Source organism: uncultured Shimia sp. (genome assembly GCF_947498095.1).
Classification (GTDB): Bacteria; Pseudomonadota; Alphaproteobacteria; order Rhodobacterales; family Rhodobacteraceae; genus Shimia.
This window is the reverse complement of the sequence record NZ_CANMJE010000012.1, coordinates 31,597-48,887: the sequence shown is the minus strand read 5'-3', so window position 1 is coordinate 48,887 and position 17,291 is coordinate 31,597. Positions and strand designations below refer to the sequence as shown.

Sequence of the window (17,291 nt, the reverse complement as noted above, 5' to 3'; positions counted from 1 at the left end):
GAGTGGCGGGCGCCAGTGCTGCGCCCGCCAGAGGAAGATTACTCTTCGTGGACTTTCATCCAGTTGCCGTCTTTAACGACAGATACATAAACCGAATTCGCACCCTGGTGGTCATCGGGACCATAGTCGATGTGGTTGCCGACCAATTCGTCTGTGAAGTCGAGCGTTTCCATGCCTGCGATAAAGCTTTCTTGCGTCAGGTCAGGACCCGCCGCTTCAAGCCCGCGCACCAGCAGTGCGGCAGCGCTGTAGCCCAGCATCGAGAACCCAACAGGGTCTTCGCCTGTGGCCTCTTTGTACTCAGCAATAAACGCTGCTGGAACCGGATCAGAAGCACGTGCCCAAAGATCTTGCCAGCTGGCGGCTGCATAGAACCCTTCAGTGATGCCACCGGGAACTTTGGCCACAACGGTCAAGAAGCTGGCGGATGTGCCAAGGAACTTCATGTCGGCGAGGCCCATCTTTTTGGCGGTGCCAACGATGGTGATCGCCTGACGCACAGGAACACCAACGGCGATAACCTGGCAGCCGGCGTCGTTCAGCTTGGACAGAGACCCAACAAAGTCACTTTCATCCGGCTTGTGGGTGGTCTCGGCAACGAATTCGATGCCAGCCTCTTCGGCGCCCATCTTGGCCCCTTCGAGGATTTCCTTGCCAAAATCATTTGGCAGGTACATCGCACAAGCTTTGGTGCCACCAAATTCGGCTGAGAGATACTTCACGCCAACGCGCGCCTGATCAACATAGGTCGAGAACGACGTGAACTTATTGTCCATCGGATCCTGCAACATCTGACGGGCCGCCGTCAGAGGCGCAACGTTCGGGATGCCCTTGGGGTCCAGCAGCTTAAAGCCAGCCATGTTCATGGGCGTGCCAAGCGATTGCATCATCGCGAACACCTTGTCGCGGTTCAACAGCTTGTTATAGCCCTGCATCGCGCGCGGCATCTGGTAGCCGTGATCCTCGGTGATGAAACGGATCGTACGCCCGTGCACACCACCCGCAGCGTTCACCTTGTCAAAATAGAGGTTTGCGCCTTTGGTTGCGGGCACCCCTACGGCGGCAAAAACGCCAGACAGGTCATTGACGGAGCCGATGATGATTTCGGTATCCGTAACGCCCTGCGCCTCGGCCGAAGCCATGGACGCTGCAGCGGTCAAACCCGCCGCCAGCGATAGTTTTCTTACCAATGTTTTCATTGTTTTCCTCCCGTTGGTAATGTCGTTTTATTCTGCGTTTCCTAGTACATATCCTCGATCAGATGCGCGTGACGCTTCTCAACATAGGACCGTTTGAGCTTCATCGTCGCGGTCAGTTCTTCGTCTTCTGCCGTCAAAAGAACATCGATCAGGCGGAAATCTTTGATCTGTTCCACCCGCGCGAACTCTTTATTCACGGCGCGCACTTCGGCATCGATAAGGTCTTTGACCTCTTTCGCGGCACACAAGGACGCAAAGTTCGAGAACGGCACTTTGTGATCCTGAGCGTATTTCTCGACGTTCTCCTGATCAATCATAATCAGTGCGCTCAGGTACTTGCGCCGGTCCCCGATGATAACCGCATCTGAGATATAATGCGAAAACTTCAATCGGCTTTCGATTTCAGCGGGTGTAATGTTCTTACCACCAGCCGTGATGATGATGTCTTTCAGGCGTCCGGTGATCGTGACAAAGCCATTGTCGTCCAACCGGCCAACATCCCCTGTGCGCAGCCAGCCATCGTCGGTAAATGTTTCGGCTGTTTTTTCGTTATTGCGCCAGTAGCCCTGAAAATTGTTCAGGCCCTTGGTTTGGATTTCACCATCCTCGGCAATGCGCAGATCATAGCCGGGGATCGGTTTGCCGATTGTGCCCACGGTGTTCTCGTGCCGGGTGTTCATCGTCGCGAGCCCGGCGGTTTCCGTCATGCCGTAGCCTTCGACCAGCGGCACGCCAATGGACCAGTACCATTTCAGCAATTCTGGTGAGATCGGCGCGGCGCCGGTGCCACCCCGGCGCATGTTGTCAAAACCCAGCATGCGGCGCAGGTTGCGCAGGACCAGCCGATCCCAAAGCCAGAAGTTGGCCGCAACACCCGCTGGCACGGGTTTGCCCGCCAGCATATAGTCGGCGCGTTTCGCGCCCGCCTTCATCGCCATCCCATAGGCCGCTTTGCCAGCCGGAGTGGCTTCTTGAACCATGATAAGCACCGAGGAGTAGATTTTTTCCCACACGCGCGGCACGGCGGTAAAGGTGTCAGGTGACACCTCTTGCAAGTTGTTGAAAACCGTCTCGGGGCTTTCGGCAAAGTTCACAACGCACTTCGCCGCGAGCGGGAAATAGATCGACACATCGCGCTCAAGGATGTGGCAGAGCGGCAGGAAGCACAGCTGATTGTCGCTTTCCAGACACTGCAGGCGTCGCGCCCCTGCTTCGATCGCCGCCATGATGTTTTCGTTCGACAGCATCGCGCCCTTGGGCATGCCAGTGGTTCCCGACGTATAGATCAGCAGCGCGGTATCACCGGCCTGCGTTTTGTCGATTTCTTCCTCAAAAGCTCCAGGCGCCTCGGCCTCGGCCGCCTTGCCGATCTCGTAAAGCTCATCAATCAGCATGCAGCGTGGGTGGTCCAGATCGTGCAGACCTTCATCCTCGAGGATGATGACCTTTGCCAAATCAGGCATGTCCGCTTCGTTCGAGAGGAACTTGTCCAGCTGCTCTTCGTTTTCCACAATAAGAAAGCGGCTGGCGCTGTCATTCACCAGATAGGTCAGCTGCGCGCCGGAGTCGGTGGTGTAAACACCCGATGCAATACCGCCGACCGACTGGATGCCCATGTCGAAATAGGCCCATTCCTTGCGGTCCTCGGACAGGATCGAGACGACTTCTCCGCGTTTCAGACCCAACTTGCGCAGGCCCATGCCGATCCACTTGGCGTGGGTCCAGTAATCTTCCCAAGTATAGGCTTTCCAGATGCCAAGGTCTTTCTCACGGTGCACCGTGCGTGTGCCCAGATCGGCACAACGTTTTTTGAACAATCCGGGAATGGTCACACAACCGTCGACCTGCACAGGCCGTTGACCGGCGTCGGCATTGTAGGTGACGCCATTGATCACGGCCGTGTTCAGAGGGGTTTGCACATTCATATCGCTTACCTCCAGGTCTTCTTGCGTTTCCAGCGCCGCGCTTCACGCGAGCCTTCTTCCTGAACACCCAGATAGAAATTCTGGATGTCTTCGGATTTGAGCAACTCATCGGCGGTGCCATCCATCACGATACGCCCCACTTCCATGACGTAGCCATCATGCGCCAATTCCAGCGCGGCACTGGCGTTTTGCTCGACCAGCATCATGGTCATGTTCTGCTCTTCGTTAAGGCGTTTCAGGATCGTAAAGATTTCCTGAACCAACAGCGGCGAGAGCCCGAGCGAGGGTTCGTCCAAAAGCATAACCTTGGGATTGCCCATCAAACCACGGCCAATCGCCAACATTTGCTGTTGGCCACCCGACAGGGTTCCAGCCTCTTGCTTGCGACGCTCTTTTAGGATCGGGAAATAGTCAAAGACCATTTCGCGATCGCGTTCGATGCCTTTTGAATCGCTGCGCGTATAAGCCCCGAGAGCAAGATTTTCCTCGACCGTCAAAAGCGGGAATACCTCGCGCCCCTCGGGCACATGCACGATGCCATCATGCACGATCTTATGAGGTTCACGCCCTTGAATTTCGATGCCCTCAAAGATGATCTGACCCTTTTCGGGGTCCATCACACCTGAGACGGTCTTCATCAACGTGGTCTTTCCCGCACCATTGGCGCCAAGGATCGACACGATCCGGCCCTGATGCACGTCAAGAGACACACCTCGGATGGCCATAATCGGACCATAGAAGCTTTCGACGTTGCGGATTTTCAGAATGGGTTCACTCATGCCACATGCCCCAGATAGGCTTCGATCACTGCCGGATCAGATTGCACTTCGGAAGGGGTTCCCAATGCAAGACGCGCGCCATCGGCCATCGCCAGAACGCGGTCGGACACGCCGGACACCAGCCCCATGTCGTGTTCAACCATCAAAACGGTGATCCCCATTTGCCGACGGATATCATCAATCCACCAGCGCATATCCGTTGTCTCTTCCACCGACAGTCCCGAGGCCGGTTCGTCCAACAACAACAGCTTAGGATCAGTGGCCAGCGCACGCGCAACTTCGACCACCTTACGCACACCATAAGGAAGCCCCGCGATGCGTTTCTCGCGATAGGCCTGTAGGTCGAGGAAATCGATTATCTCTTCGACAAAGTGCCGGTTCTGCAACTCTTGCTTCCTAGCAGATGGGGTAAAGAAGATCTCGTTCACCAGATTGGTTTTGCGATGACGGTGGCGTCCAACCAGCAGGTTTTCCAACACCGTCGCCTGATCGAACAACTCGATGTTCTGGAATGTGCGGGCCACGCCAAAGGTAGCCACTTCACTGGGCTTGGATTTTAACAAATCATGGCCGTCAAAGGTGATCGAGCCCGCATGCGGATCATAAAACCGCGAGATCAGGTTAAAGACCGTCGACTTGCCTGCGCCATTCGGGCCGACAATTGCAAAGACTTCGCCTTCGTTGACCGAGAAAGACAGGTTGTCGACCGCCGTCACGCCACCAAACTTGAGCGTCGCGTCTTTGAGTTCAAGAAAGCTCATCTCAGACGCTCCGTTTTCAGATAGGACTTCTGACGTTTGAACATGTCTTTTCGATAGAACGGAAACAGTTCAAAGAACGTACGGATCTTGAGCCAGCGGCCATAAATTCCCATCGGTTCAAACAGGATAAATCCGATCAGGATCATGCCAAAGACACCGAACTCGAGACCCGGAATGGCCACGCTTGAGCCGCCAAACACAGCCCCGACCCATTCTTTTGAGATCGACAGGAATTGCGGCAGGAAACCAATAACGATGGCGCCAAAGAACGCTCCATGGATCGAGCCAAGGCCCCCGATGACGATCATCATCAACAACTCGATCGAGATAATGACGCTGAAGGTTTCGTTGTTGAACGCGCCAGCAAACAATCCCATCAACGCACCTGCCAAGCCGGTGACGGCACAGGACAGACCAAAGGACATTGCCTTGGTGCGCGCAATGTCGACCCCCATCGCCTGCGCTGAAACTTCGGAGTCACGCACCGCGATAAAGCTGCGCCCAAGGGGGGCGCGCATCAGGTTGATATACCCAAGGGTCACGATCACAACGACCCCCAGCACGAGGTAGTAGAATTCTTTTGGCGTGCCCCAGCGGTCGATATCAAACCCAAAGACGTTCACGGACGGCGCGTATTTACCCCCAACACCACCGGTCCAAGGTTCGGTCAGAACAATGATGTCATCAGTCAGGATCGACATGGCCAGCGTCGCAATGGCGAGATAGATGCCGTGCAGCCGCAAGGCTGGGATCGCGATGATGACCCCGACAATGCCGGTCAGCAGTCCGGCAACCGGAAAGGCCACCATGAACGGCACGCCCTGTTCCATAAGGATGATGTTGGCATAGCACCCAAAGGCCAGGAACGCGGCGTGGCCGAGGCTGGCTTGCCCGGTGTGCCCGGTCAGGATCATCAGACCCATACCCGCCAGCGCCCAGATCAGCACGTTCGTCAATTCACCGAGGTAAAAGTCATCAATCACCATGGGCGCCGCGAACACCACGGCCAGAAGGATCAGATAAAGACCCAGTTGATAGCGGTCTTTCCACGGACGGATGTCCTGCATGTAGTCGGTTTTAAAAACAATCCTCATGGCATCAAACCTTCTTCACGCGGACTTGGGAAAACAATCCGTGCGGTCGGAAGATCAGTACCGCTAGAAGCAAGGCATAAGGCGCAACCTGACTATATCCGGCCGCAATATAGCGGCTGGCGAAAGGTTCAATCACGCCTACGATCAACCCGCCTGCCAAGGCTCCGGGCAAGCTGCCAAATCCGCCGATCACGGCAGCGGCAAATGCCTTGATCCCCATCAATCCAGTGCTGGGGTCTACAGCGCCTTTGGCGGCAAAAAGGATGCCCGCGATACAGGCAACTGCGCCTGCAAGCGCCCAGATAAAGCCCTGAACACGCTTGACCGGCACACCCATATAATAGGCCGCCAACTGGTTCTGAGACGCGCCCTGCATAGCAAGACCCATTTTGGTGCGATTGAAAAACTCGTAGAGCCCCCATGTCAGCAAGACGGTCACAACGATCACAGCGACGTCTTCCATACCTAGCACCAACTCGCCCAAGCGCAGTTCTTTACCGGCAAGCGGGTTTTCCAGCGACTGCGGTTCGTGCCCCCAGATCATGCCGGCAACAAACCGGATCACAAAGCCCAGCGCGATGGTCAGAATGACAACGGCGGTCTGGCTTTGCCCAAACATCAGACGGATCACAAAGCGATCCAGAAGATAGCCCAGCGCGGCCATGATGGTGATCGAGATCGGCACGGCGAGCCAGAAAGGCACTCCCATGTATCCCGCATTGGTCAGGCCAATGGTGACAAAGGCCCCAAGCATCATGAAATCGCCCTGGGCGAAATTCACGGCTTCGGTCGCCTTGTAGATCAGAACAAAGCCCAGCGCGATCAAGCCGTATACACAGCCGTTCGCAAGCCCGCTAATCAAGAGCTGCAAAGTGTCCAAATTTTCCTCCCCGCACCGGTTGTCCGGCGTCTTGTTGCTGTTGCAGGGCTCCTCTTCCCCACAACATCACACACTCACTATGGCGTAATCATCACCTTACCGTCAGTCTTTTTCGTGGCTTCAGCCAAACCTGACACTACGTCACGTAACGCCAAACGCGTTGAAACGTCGGTTTTCCAGCGTCCATCGGCGAACCGGGCCTGAACTTCACCCACAACGCGAATCTGATCGGCGGGTGGCGTATTGCGCATCCAGTTGGTCAGCCAGAAGCCTTCGATCTTTTTGCCCATGAAGATGAACTGTCCCATTTGGGTGAGCTTTGGCAGCTCCTCGGTCAGTTTGCCATATGTGACCCAGCGCGCGCCATTTGGCATGGCCGCAAAAATCTGTTCAGACATCTGGTCAGACACGCAATCGAGGAATACGCGTGGTTTTAATTCGCGCGAAATCGTCTTGAAGGCCTCAGACATATTTGGATCGGTTGAGACCAAAACCTCGGCCGCGCCCATCTCTTTAAGAGCTGTAACTGCTTCTTCACGGCGCACAATGGCAATGGGCTTCAACCCCAGATCACGGCCCAGCGAAATCATCAATTTGCCAAGCTGACTGGTGGCCGCCGAGACAATAAACGACTCACCGGCCTGGCGCGCCATATCCACCATCGCCATCGCGGTCAGAGGGTTGACGATCTGGGCCGCGCCATCTTCGTCCGAAACATCAGGGCGCAGGGGGATGCAATTCATCGCCATTGTCGTGGCATAGTCTGCCCAGGCTCCTGAACACCCTTGGGCCACGACAAAGCTGACGCGCTGGCCCATCATCCCTTCGGCCCCTTCACCCGCGGCAACCACGTCACCACAGCCCTCAAAACCCGCTGGATTGCCCTTCAGACGCGGTTGACCGTATTCGCCTTTGATAAAATGCAGATCGGACGGATTCACAGAGGACACGCGGACCTTGATCAAAACCTGTCCCGGTCCCGGCGTGGGCACTGGCACTTCGGCGCCTTCAAGATAGTCCGCGGCATCTTCGATCGCTGGACCGTCAAAGCGACCGGAATACCCGTCTCCCGTTTGCAAAACGGCGAACATTGTTTGTGGTAAGTCGCTCATCTCAGGCTCCAGTGCTGATTGTCGATGTATTGTCATTGTCGTCGATGCCCAGCCCTCGCATGGCGTAGCGCACGATGTCATGGGCGATGGCGTCAACATTGTCGGCACTGCCATCGGACCGAGGCCGGTACCAGAATACCGGCCCATTCAAAGTGATCAGATAGCTTTGCAGCGTGATCGACATATGTCCGATGGTCATCACGCCTTGATCGGCACCAAGGGTCAGAACCTCGCGGAACATGGTTTCGAATGCATTGCGCTCGGCAAGATGCCGCGCCATAGCCTGACGCTGGAATTCTGTCGTCGCTCCGTAGCGCTGCATCTGCAGACCATCCAACAGGACCTGCATGTAAGAATGGCGTAGCATCATCACACGGGCATGCCCCATGGACATCAGCCGCAAGCGTTCAATCGGATCTGCATCCGTGTCATAACCTGGTCGGATGCCATCAAAGGCAATTTCCATGGCCCTGTCCCGCACTGCATTGAACAGGTCCATCTTGGACGGAAAATAGTGGTAGACCCGGCCCTTGGTCGATCCGAGGTGACGCGCCACAGTGTCGATGGAAGTTGCCGAGAAACCCTGCTTTTGGAAACACTCGGCCGCCGCCTCGAGGATTTCCTCGTAACGGTCCGATTTTGGTTTTTGGGCAGGTGCAGACATTGTTAGCTGTTTCCGTAGTCTTGTTCTCTCAACGCAAACATACTACCGAGTATGTTGTCAACTTAACCGCAGCCAAGGCGACGCAACGGAAGTTTCAGCAGGCACAGGTTGGCTGTTGGGTGAAACAAATTTGGCTCACCCCCTGCACAAATCCTGTTTCGACCCTAAATTGGGGCGATACCTCAAAGACAAAGCGCGAGATCATGACCGACACCTATACCCCCCCGAAAGTCTGGACCTGGGAATCCGAGAGCGGCGGAAGATTCGCCAGCATCAACCGTCCCATCGCCGGGCCAACCCACGACAAAGACCTGCCCGTAGGCGAGCATTCCTATCAGCTCTATTCGCTGGCAACGCCCAACGGTGTAAAGGTCACCGTGATGCTCGAAGAGTTGCTGGCCTCCGGCCACGCGGGCGCAGAATATGACGCTTGGCTGATCAATATCGGTGACGGTGATCAGTTCGGATCGGGATTTGTTGACGTCAACCCGAATTCGAAGATCCCAGCCCTTATGGATCGCAGCGGCGCCACGCCAACCCGCGTGTTTGAATCGGGTGCCATCCTGTTGCATCTGGCAGAAACCTTTGATGCCTTTCTGCCGTCGGACCCGGCCAAACGCCCGGAAATGCTGTCATGGCTGTTCTGGCAAATGGGCAGCGCCCCCTATTTAGGTGGTGGCTTTGGTCACTTCTACGCCTATGCGCCTGAAAAGTGGCAGTACCCGATTGACCGGTTCGCAATGGAGACCAAGCGTCAGCTGGATGTGCTGGATCGTCACCTTGCCGAAAGCCGTTACATGGTGGGCGACGATTACACCATTGCCGACATCGCGATCTGGGCATGGTATGGCGCATTGGCTCTGGGTCGCCTCTACGGGGCCGGTGAGTTCCTGGACGTTGCCAGCTACAAAAACGTTCAACGCTGGGCGAATGAGATCAATGACCGCCCAGCCGTGAAACGCGGCGTGATGGTCAACCGGGCCTTTGGCGAGTTGCACACGCAACTGCGAGAACGTCACTCTGCCGAAGACTTTGAGACCCGCACCCAGGACAAGTTAGAGCCTGAGGGTGGCGAAGAGGCTTAACTAGGCCCCTTCCAAAATCATCTGAGCTGCTTTCTCGCCGATCATAATGGTCGGCGAGTTTGTATTTCCGCTTGTGATTGTTGGCATGATGGATGCATCGGCCACGCGCAGACCGGGCACCCCTTTCATCCGCAATTGCGGGTCGAGTGGCGCGGCGGCGTCCGATCCCATCCGAACTGTGCTGACTGGGTGAAAGATCGTGGTGCCAATGTCACCTGCAGCTTGCGCGAGCTCTTGGTCATCCCGCGCGGTGATCCCCGGCTTCATCTCTTCTGGTGCGTATTTGGCCATAGGCGATTGCGCCATGATGTGGCGGGCCTGACGCAGGGCGGACACCGCAACGGCACGATCCCCTTCGGTCGATAGGTAATTCGGTGCAATTTCCGGTGCGACATGCGGATCTGGTGATGCGATACGCACATGGCCGCGGCTTTCCGGTCTCAGGTTGCATACGCTGGCTGTCATGCCGGGAAAGTCATGCAACGGTCGCCCAAATGCTTCCAGCGTGAGCGGTTGCACATGGTATTCCAGATCGGGTGTTTCGAGGTCCGGGCGCGACTTGGTAAAGGCACCCAGTTGCGACGGTGCCATCGACATCGGACCTGAGCGTTTCAGCAGATACTCCGCCCCGATCCGCGCCTTACCGATCCACGAGTTCGCCATTGTGTTCAGAGTTTTGGCGCCCTGCAATCGCCAGGCACAGCGCAGTTGCAAGTGATCTTGCAGGTTCTCACCGACTTGCGCTGCTTCGTGCATGACCTCAACGCCATGTTCTTTCAAAACAGCAGCAGGACCTATGCCCGATAGCTGCAGGATTTGAGGCGAGTTTACGGCTCCGGCACAGAGCACCACTTCGGCATTGCAGCGCGTCTGTTTGGTCGATCCGTTCTGGTCGTACTCCACACCCACCACGCGGCCCTCTTGCAGGATCAGGCGCCGAGTATGGGCATGGGTCTCGACCTTAAGCTTTGCATTGCGTGCAGACCGTAGGAACGCCTTGGCGGTGTTCAACCGCAAGCCCTTGGACTGGTTTACTTTGAAATAGCCCACGCCGGCATTGCCGCCGGTGTTGAAGTCATCTGTCCGTTTAATCCCCGTAGCCTCGGCAGCCGCCATCCAATCGTCCAACACATCCCAGCGCAGACGTTGGTTATCGACGTGCCACTCGCCTCCGGCGCCATGCATTTCTGACGGGCCGTCCATGTAGTCTTCGACCTTTTTGAACAGGGGCAACACGTCGTCCCAGCCCCAGCCGGGATTGCCCATTTGACGCCAACCATCATAATCCGCCGCTTGCCCGCGCAGGTACAACATGCCGTTGATTGACGAGCAGCCACCCAACACCTTACCGCGAGGATAAAGCAACGCGCGCCCGTTCAACCCAGCGTCAGGCGCGGTCTTATACATCCAATCGGTCCGCGGATTTCCAATGCAATAGAGGTAGCCCATCGGGATGTGAATCCAGTGATAGTTGTCACGTCCTCCAGCTTCCAAAAGCAGCACTTTGTGACCTGCTGAGCTTAGCCGGTTGGCAACAACACAGCCAGCACTGCCAGCGCCAACAACAATATAGTCCCAGCTCATGCCCGCGCGCCCGTAACCAGCATCTGGGTGATCAGACTGTTTGGATCGGCAAGACCCTCTATGACATCAAAGTGGTGGCGCCCCTCTTCGACAACATGCCCACATTCCCACGCCTCGGCCAGCCATTGCGCCTGATCAAGGAAGGCTGGGCGCTCGTCTGCTCCGACCCACACAGTGATCGGAACATTCAATGGCGATTTCAGGATCGGGCTTTCGGCCACGGCCGCCGCGTCATCCAGAGCAAAATCTTCGTTCATCGACGTTTGCATGAGCGGGCGTAGATCAGACAATGGCGAGATTGGCATCACATGCGTCAAACGCCGTGCGACGTTCGTGGGCAGAACGTTCTGACAAGCCGTTCGCGCCACCAGATGCCCGCCTGCAGAATGCCCTGCCAACAAAATAGGACCATCAACATGTGCGGCTGCCTCGGTCACGGCCCGAAGAATCTGCAGTGTAATGTCTGAAATGCGCACATCCGGGCAGAGATCATAAGAGGGCATTGCCACGGCCCAACCATGCGACAGGGGACCGGCGGCCAAATGCGACCAGCTGGTTTTGTCAAAGGCGCGCCAATAACCACCATGCACAAACACGCACAGTCCAGCGGGTTCTTCCTCGGGCAGGAACAAATCCAGTTTTTCTCGGTCGCCTTCGCCGTAGCGCATGTCCAAGGTTGCGCGGTCTTCTTTCAACATGGATTGACAGAAGTTCTCGGCCTCTTGCGCCCAGCGCGGTGGAAAACTTTCGGCACCTGGAATGTAGGCTCCGTTGGCGTAGGCATCATCAAGGGCGTATTGACTCATGTTCTCACGTTGTCTTGTATCGTTTCGATCATCTTACCCCGGCACCCTAGCCGCATCCCCGCCGCCAGTGCCATCGAATTCCGGAGAATTGCCATGCTCGACAGTGTTACCAACCTCAAATCCTTATTGAAGGACCCAAGCCTTCTGGAAACCCGCGCGTACATTGGTGGCCAATGGGTGGACGGTGACAATGGCACCTTTGATGTTTCAAACCCGGCCCGCGGAGACATTGTCGCCGCCGTTGCTGATATCAGCCGAGCACAGGTCGCAGGCGCCATTGCCCAAGCTGAAGCTGCGCAGAAAGACTGGGCCACATGGACGGGCAAGGAACGCGCCGCCGTTCTGCGCAAATGGTTCGATTTGATGATGGCGAACCAACAGGACCTTGGCACAATTCTCACCGCAGAAATGGGCAAGCCCTTGGCTGAGGCCGTGGGCGAAATTGGCTACGGCGCATCCTTCATCGAGTTCTTTGCCGAAGAGGCAAAGCGTATTTATGGCGAGACCATTCCCGGCCACCAACGCGACAAGCGGATCACCGTCATCAAACAACCCATCGGCGTTGCCGCCTCGATCACGCCGTGGAATTTCCCGAACGCGATGATCACCCGCAAGGCTGGCCCGGCGCTGGCCGCAGGCTGTGCATTTGTGGCGCGCCCTGCCGCAGAAACCCCGCTCTCGGCTATCGTGCTGGGCGTACTGGCGGAGCGCGCAGGTATCCCGGCCGGGGTGTTCAATGTCGTCCCGTCATCACGTTCCTCCGAAGTTGGCAAAGAGTTCTGCGAGAACCCGGCAGTGCGCAAGCTGACCTTTACCGGGTCAACCGAGGTGGGACGCATCTTGCTGCGACAAGCCGCTGATCAGGTCATGAAATGCTCAATGGAGTTGGGCGGAAACGCGCCCTTTATCGTGTTCGATGACGCAGATCTCGACGAAGCGGTCGAAGGTGCGATCCTGTGCAAGTTCCGCAACAACGGCCAGACCTGTGTCTGCGCCAACCGCATCTATGTTCAAGCCGGAGTCTATGACGCATTCGCCGCCAAGTTAAAGGCACGCGTTGAAACCATGAAAGTGGGTGATGGGCTTGAGGAAGGAACGATCTTCGGCCCCCTTATCAATGCCGACGCGGTCGTCAAAGTCGAAGAACACATCGCCGACGCAACGACCAAAGGCGCCGAAGTCATTCTTGGCGGTAACCCATCTGAGCTGGGCGGAACATTCTTCCAACCCACGATTGTCACCGGCGCGACGCCCGACATGCAGTTCTCAACCGACGAAACCTTTGGACCTCTGGCACCTTTGTTCAAGTTCGAGGATGAGGACGAGGTGATCGCGATGGCCAATGACACGATCTTTGGGCTCGCGTCCTATTTCTATGCCAAAGATCTCAGCAGGGTCTACAAGGTGGCCGAGGCGCTGGAATACGGCATCGTTGGTGTGAACACGGGCATCATCTCAACCGAAGTGGCCCCATTCGGCGGCGTGAAGCAATCCGGTCTGGGCCGCGAAGGCAGCCACCACGGCATCGAAGACTACCTTGAAATGAAGTACATCTGCATGTCCGTGTGATCGATTTAGCTATCCAATTGACGGGGCGCTTTCGGGCGCCCCATTTTTTTGAACTTTTTACCAAGGATTGACCTTTGGTCTGCGTCCTATACCCAAGATGATGATGGAAGCAACGGACCAGAAGCTGGCTGATCAGGCCAAGGCGGGTAATGGCACGGCCTTTGCCACCCTTCTTGCGCGCCACTATGACCGCATCTTTGCGCTGGCATTTCGGATGAGCAGCGCCCGTGCCGAGGCCGAAGACCTGACGCAAGACATCTGCGCAGCTCTGCCATCCAAGTTGATGCGGTTTGACGGGCAGTCACGGTTCTCAACCTGGCTTTATCGGGTTGTGGTGAACGCAGCCCATGACCGCCGCCGTCGTCAGGCCAGCCACACCAAGGCCGCAGAAGGTTGGGGAGATTGGGAAGTGGCGCGACAGGCCGCAAATGCCGAGACCGCCGAACGCATCGATTGGCTGACTCGCGCCATGCGTGCCCTGCCAGATGACTTGCGTGACACGCTGGCGTTGGTACTCGACGATATGACCCATGCCGACGTTGGCGAGGTGCTTGAAGTTTCCGAAGGCACCGTCAGCTGGCGTATTTCCGAGGCAAAAAAACGCCTCAAGGAATTGAAAGAAAAGGAGGAAAACGCATGAGCGATGACCTCGATCTTGACGACCTCAAGGCTGCCATGACAGCGGCGACTCCCACGTCGGATGCTGCTCGCAAGGCGGAAAATCTGGCCTTGGCGCAAAAAAACTTTGAGGACCTCCAAGGATCTCGCGACGGCGTGCGTCTTAACTCTGATGCCCCAAAACGGGGTCTGTTCAGAGGAGTTATTGATATGCTGAGAACCTTTCCAGCCAAAGCCACGCTCACCGCAACGACAGCACTTGTTGCTGTAGGTCTGGTGGTTTACCTGCCTGATCTGTCCCGTACTCCGGACATTGACGGCCTATTGTCCGGCACGCCAGACACTGTTGTGGTAGACACCGAAGAAGCTTTGGCCTCGGAGGCAGAACTGCGCCGCGAGATCCTGTCGAAACAGCGCTCAAACTACGCCGAAGCCCCAGTGGCCACACTCTCGGCGCCGCAAGCCGGAAGCTCTGCAGATTTTGCACGCCCGGCCCCGGCGCCTGAGCCGACATATCTTCATGAAGGCACCAACACCGAGGCCTATCCTGAAGCCGATCGCAATCCGCTCAAAGTGACTGCCGAAGACCCTGTGTCGACCTTTTCGATCGACGTCGATACGGCATCGTATGGCATCTTGCGCAATTCGATCATGAACGGCTATCTGCCCAACCCGGATGCGGTGCGTATTGAAGAGCTGGTGAACTATTTCCCCTATGACTATGCAGCACCCGGCGCGGATGGCGCGCCATTTGCCACTCATGTGACGACCTTCCAAACTCCTTGGAATGCGGACACGCAGATTGTGCACATCGGATTGCAGGGCCAAGTGCCCGCGATTGAAGACCGCCCGCCACTGAACCTCGTATTTCTGATTGATACGTCCGGCAGCATGAGTGCGCCCAACAAATTGCCCCTGTTGAAGCAAAGCTTTGCGTTGATGCTCAGCGAGCTGCGCCCCGAAGACAGTGTCGCCATCGTGACCTATGCCGGATCAGCGGGGCAGGTTCTCGAAGCGACCCCTGCCAGTGACCGCGCGACGATCCTTGCCGCCTTGAACAATCTGGACGCGGGCGGATCAACCGCTGGCCAGGCCGGGTTGCGGCAAGCCTACGCGGTTGCAGAAGCCATGTCCGAAGACGGCGAGGTCAGCCGCGTGCTCCTCGCGACGGATGGGGATTTCAACGTAGGTCTGTCTGATCCCGACGCGCTGAAAGACTTTATCGCTGACAAGCGTGACAGCGGCACTTACCTCTCGGTCCTCGGCTTTGGGCGCGGCAATCTGGACGATGCCACGATGCAGGCCCTTGCCCAGAACGGCAACGGTCAGGCGGCCTATATCGACACGCTGAACGAGGCACAAAAAGTGCTGGTCGATCAACTGACCGGCGCCCTGTTCCCGATTGCGAACGATGTAAAAATTCAAGTCGAATTCAATCCTGCTGCCGTCGCTGAATATCGCTTGATCGGGTATGAAACCCGCATCCTGAACCGCGAAGATTTCAACAACGACAAGGTCGATGCCGGTGAGATCGGCGCGGGTCATTCGGTGACCGCGCTGTATGAGATCACACCGGTTGGATCACCGGCACGCCTGACGGATCCACTGCGCTATGACACAGCCTCGGAGATCGGCAGCGCCTCGGGTGAGATTGGGTTTCTCAAGCTGCGGTATAAGCAGCCGGGTGAAACTGTCAGCCAGTTGATTGAGACCCCGATTGAAACGTCTTCAGAGCCAAATGGTGACATGCGCTTTGCCGCCGCGATCGCTGGGTTCGGGCAACTCTTGAGTGATGGTCGATATCTCGGAGACTGGAGCTGGGGTGACGCGATTGCCTTGGCCAATCGTGCACGCGGAGAGGACGCTTTTGGGTACCGGGCAGAGGCTGTGCAGCTGATGCGCCTGGCCGAAAGCCTCGCCGCACAGGACTAAGCAAACGTCTCGTAGGTCGGACAGTCTGTCCGACCTACCTTTGGCCAAGGATATAGGCGAAGTATCCTGCCAGACCGACCAGCGCAGCTGTCCCGACCCAAAACAGGGTTGGTGGATATCCCAACACATCCGCCATAAGCCCCAACACCCCGGCACCCAAGGCCGACCCACCCGCCGTCACCACCGCCCAAAGGCTCATGACGCGCCCGCGCATATCGTCTTCCAGCACCAGTTGAATGGCCGTCTGCATGGAAATCGCTGTGAGGGTTGTGACAAAAGCCATTCCGGCGACGGTCAGCAAGGCAAGTTCCCACACACGGACAGCGCCCAACAAGGGCACCAAGCCCAAACCCAGCAGCACAAACACCAACGAGAGGCCGGGAATTTGACCCGGCTCCTGCGGACGTAGAAAGCCTTTGAAGACACCTCCGATCAAGGCGCCAATACCAGTCGCTGACAAGAGGACTCCCAAACCTCCGGCCCCGCGTTGAAACACGCCATCTGCCAAGGGGGGCAGGATTTCGAGCGTTCCACGCGCAACAAGAGAAAGAACCCCCACCGTCACCATGGCCCGCCAGATCACCGGCGTCACCCAAACGTGGCGGAACCCGGTTGCAAGTGCTTGGAAAAATGGCTCTTCAATCGTGCCGCTGTCGCGCTTGGGGCGCAAGGTCACACGGCTGAGCGCCAAAAGAAACGGGATGTATAATACGGCTTGGATCAAGAGCGTCGTGGTCACGCCCAAGGTGCCAATGAGGACACCGCCCAGCGCTGGCCCCATCATCCGCGCGACGTTGAAATTGATCGCGACGATGTTGACCACGGAGCCGATCAACTCTCGCTTGACCAGCCGGGGTGTCAAAGACATGCGGACCGGGTGGCTGGCTGCGGCGGTAATGCCGGATGCCAAAGTCACACAAATCATCAACACTGGTGTGAGCGCCCCCAAGGCAACGACACCCCAAAAGGTTACGGCCACCAAGAAATTGAGAGTTTGGACAAAGAGGGCCGATCTTTGGACATTCAGCCGGTCCGCCCAAACCCCAAACAGGGGTGAGAGAAAGATCGCAGGCGCAAATTGCACCAATGCAACCAACCCCACAAAGCTGGCAGACCCTGTCAGATCCCACGCCAGCCATCCGCTGGTGACCCGCTGCATCCAAAGCGACAACAGCCCCAAGAAGCTGCCGCCAACATAGGTGCGAAAATTCGGGGACTTTAGGGCGGCAAAATTCACGCGTCATTCCGTTCAGGCGATCCGCGGACTTTGGGTGAAGCGACAC

The 17,291-nt window shown here is 56.9% G+C and carries 15 protein-coding genes; 4 read left to right on the top strand and 11 right to left on the bottom strand.

Going from position 1 to position 17,291, the window contains the following annotated elements:
- Positions 1-38: 38 nt before the first annotated feature.
- From Q0932_RS17125 to Q0932_RS17090, 8 genes are all read right to left on the bottom strand, one after another.
- A complete protein-coding gene (locus Q0932_RS17125) occupies positions 39-1,199 on the bottom strand; it encodes an ABC transporter substrate-binding protein (protein WP_299355874.1) in 1,161 nt (386 codons plus the stop codon).
- Positions 1,200-1,240: 41 nt separating this feature from the next.
- Positions 1,241-3,124, bottom strand: a complete 1,884-nt coding sequence (locus Q0932_RS17120) for a long-chain fatty acid--CoA ligase (protein ID WP_299355873.1) — start codon at positions 3,122-3,124, stop codon at positions 1,241-1,243.
- A 5-nt stretch (positions 3,125-3,129) separates the two neighbouring features.
- Positions 3,130-3,903 (bottom strand): ABC transporter ATP-binding protein, encoded by a 774-nt coding sequence (locus Q0932_RS17115; protein ID WP_299355871.1) that lies wholly within the window; start codon positions 3,901-3,903, stop codon positions 3,130-3,132.
- On the bottom strand, positions 3,900-4,664 hold the full coding sequence (locus Q0932_RS17110; protein WP_299355869.1) for an ABC transporter ATP-binding protein: 765 nt from the start codon (positions 4,662-4,664) through the stop codon (positions 3,900-3,902). Before Q0932_RS17110 ends, Q0932_RS17115 begins: the two co-directional genes overlap by 4 nt.
- Complete coding sequence (locus tag Q0932_RS17105) at positions 4,661-5,758, bottom strand: branched-chain amino acid ABC transporter permease (RefSeq protein WP_299355867.1); 1,098 nt, start codon at positions 5,756-5,758, stop codon at positions 4,661-4,663. The genes Q0932_RS17110 and Q0932_RS17105 overlap by 4 nt, the downstream gene beginning before the upstream one ends.
- Positions 5,759-5,762: 4 nt before the next feature.
- The gene (locus Q0932_RS17100; RefSeq protein ID WP_299355865.1) at positions 5,763-6,638 is read right to left on the bottom strand and encodes a branched-chain amino acid ABC transporter permease; all 876 of its coding nucleotides are present in this window, start codon (positions 6,636-6,638) and stop codon (positions 5,763-5,765) included.
- A 77-nt stretch (positions 6,639-6,715) separates the two neighbouring features.
- The gene (locus tag Q0932_RS17095; protein ID WP_299355863.1) at positions 6,716-7,750 is read right to left on the bottom strand and encodes a zinc-binding dehydrogenase; all 1,035 of its coding nucleotides are present in this window, start codon (positions 7,748-7,750) and stop codon (positions 6,716-6,718) included.
- Between the two features lies 1 nt (position 7,751).
- The gene (locus Q0932_RS17090) at positions 7,752-8,414 is read right to left on the bottom strand and encodes a TetR/AcrR family transcriptional regulator (RefSeq protein WP_299355862.1); all 663 of its coding nucleotides are present in this window, start codon (positions 8,412-8,414) and stop codon (positions 7,752-7,754) included.
- A gap of 203 nt (positions 8,415-8,617) precedes the next feature.
- Between Q0932_RS17090 and yghU the strand changes: the two genes are divergently transcribed.
- On the top strand, positions 8,618-9,499 hold the full coding sequence (yghU, locus tag Q0932_RS17085; RefSeq protein WP_299355860.1) for a glutathione-dependent disulfide-bond oxidoreductase: 882 nt from the start codon (positions 8,618-8,620) through the stop codon (positions 9,497-9,499).
- Here the strand turns inward: yghU and Q0932_RS17080 are convergent, their stop codons facing one another.
- The gene (locus tag Q0932_RS17080; protein ID WP_299355858.1) at positions 9,500-11,083 is read right to left on the bottom strand and encodes an FAD-dependent oxidoreductase; all 1,584 of its coding nucleotides are present in this window, start codon (positions 11,081-11,083) and stop codon (positions 9,500-9,502) included.
- On the bottom strand, positions 11,080-11,889 hold the full coding sequence (locus tag Q0932_RS17075) for an alpha/beta hydrolase (protein WP_299355856.1): 810 nt from the start codon (positions 11,887-11,889) through the stop codon (positions 11,080-11,082). Before Q0932_RS17075 ends, Q0932_RS17080 begins: the two co-directional genes overlap by 4 nt.
- A 93-nt stretch (positions 11,890-11,982) precedes the next feature.
- Here Q0932_RS17075 and Q0932_RS17070 point away from each other — a divergent pair, with 93 nt between their 5' ends.
- From Q0932_RS17070 to Q0932_RS17060, 3 genes are all read left to right on the top strand, one after another.
- Positions 11,983-13,458: an NAD-dependent succinate-semialdehyde dehydrogenase gene (locus Q0932_RS17070; protein ID WP_299355854.1), complete on the top strand. Its 1,476-nt coding sequence runs from the start codon at positions 11,983-11,985 to the stop codon at positions 13,456-13,458.
- Between the two features lie 103 nt (positions 13,459-13,561).
- Positions 13,562-14,098 (top strand): sigma-70 family RNA polymerase sigma factor, encoded by a 537-nt coding sequence (locus tag Q0932_RS17065; RefSeq protein ID WP_299355852.1) that lies wholly within the window; start codon positions 13,562-13,564, stop codon positions 14,096-14,098.
- The gene (locus Q0932_RS17060; RefSeq protein WP_299355850.1) at positions 14,095-16,008 is read left to right on the top strand and encodes a VWA domain-containing protein; all 1,914 of its coding nucleotides are present in this window, start codon (positions 14,095-14,097) and stop codon (positions 16,006-16,008) included. The genes Q0932_RS17065 and Q0932_RS17060 overlap by 4 nt, the downstream gene beginning before the upstream one ends.
- A 34-nt stretch (positions 16,009-16,042) precedes the next feature.
- Here the strand turns inward: Q0932_RS17060 and Q0932_RS17055 are convergent, their stop codons facing one another.
- Entirely contained in the window at positions 16,043-17,245 is a 1,203-nt protein-coding gene (locus Q0932_RS17055) for an MFS transporter (RefSeq protein ID WP_299355848.1), read from the bottom strand.
- Positions 17,246-17,291: the final 46 nt, after the last annotated feature.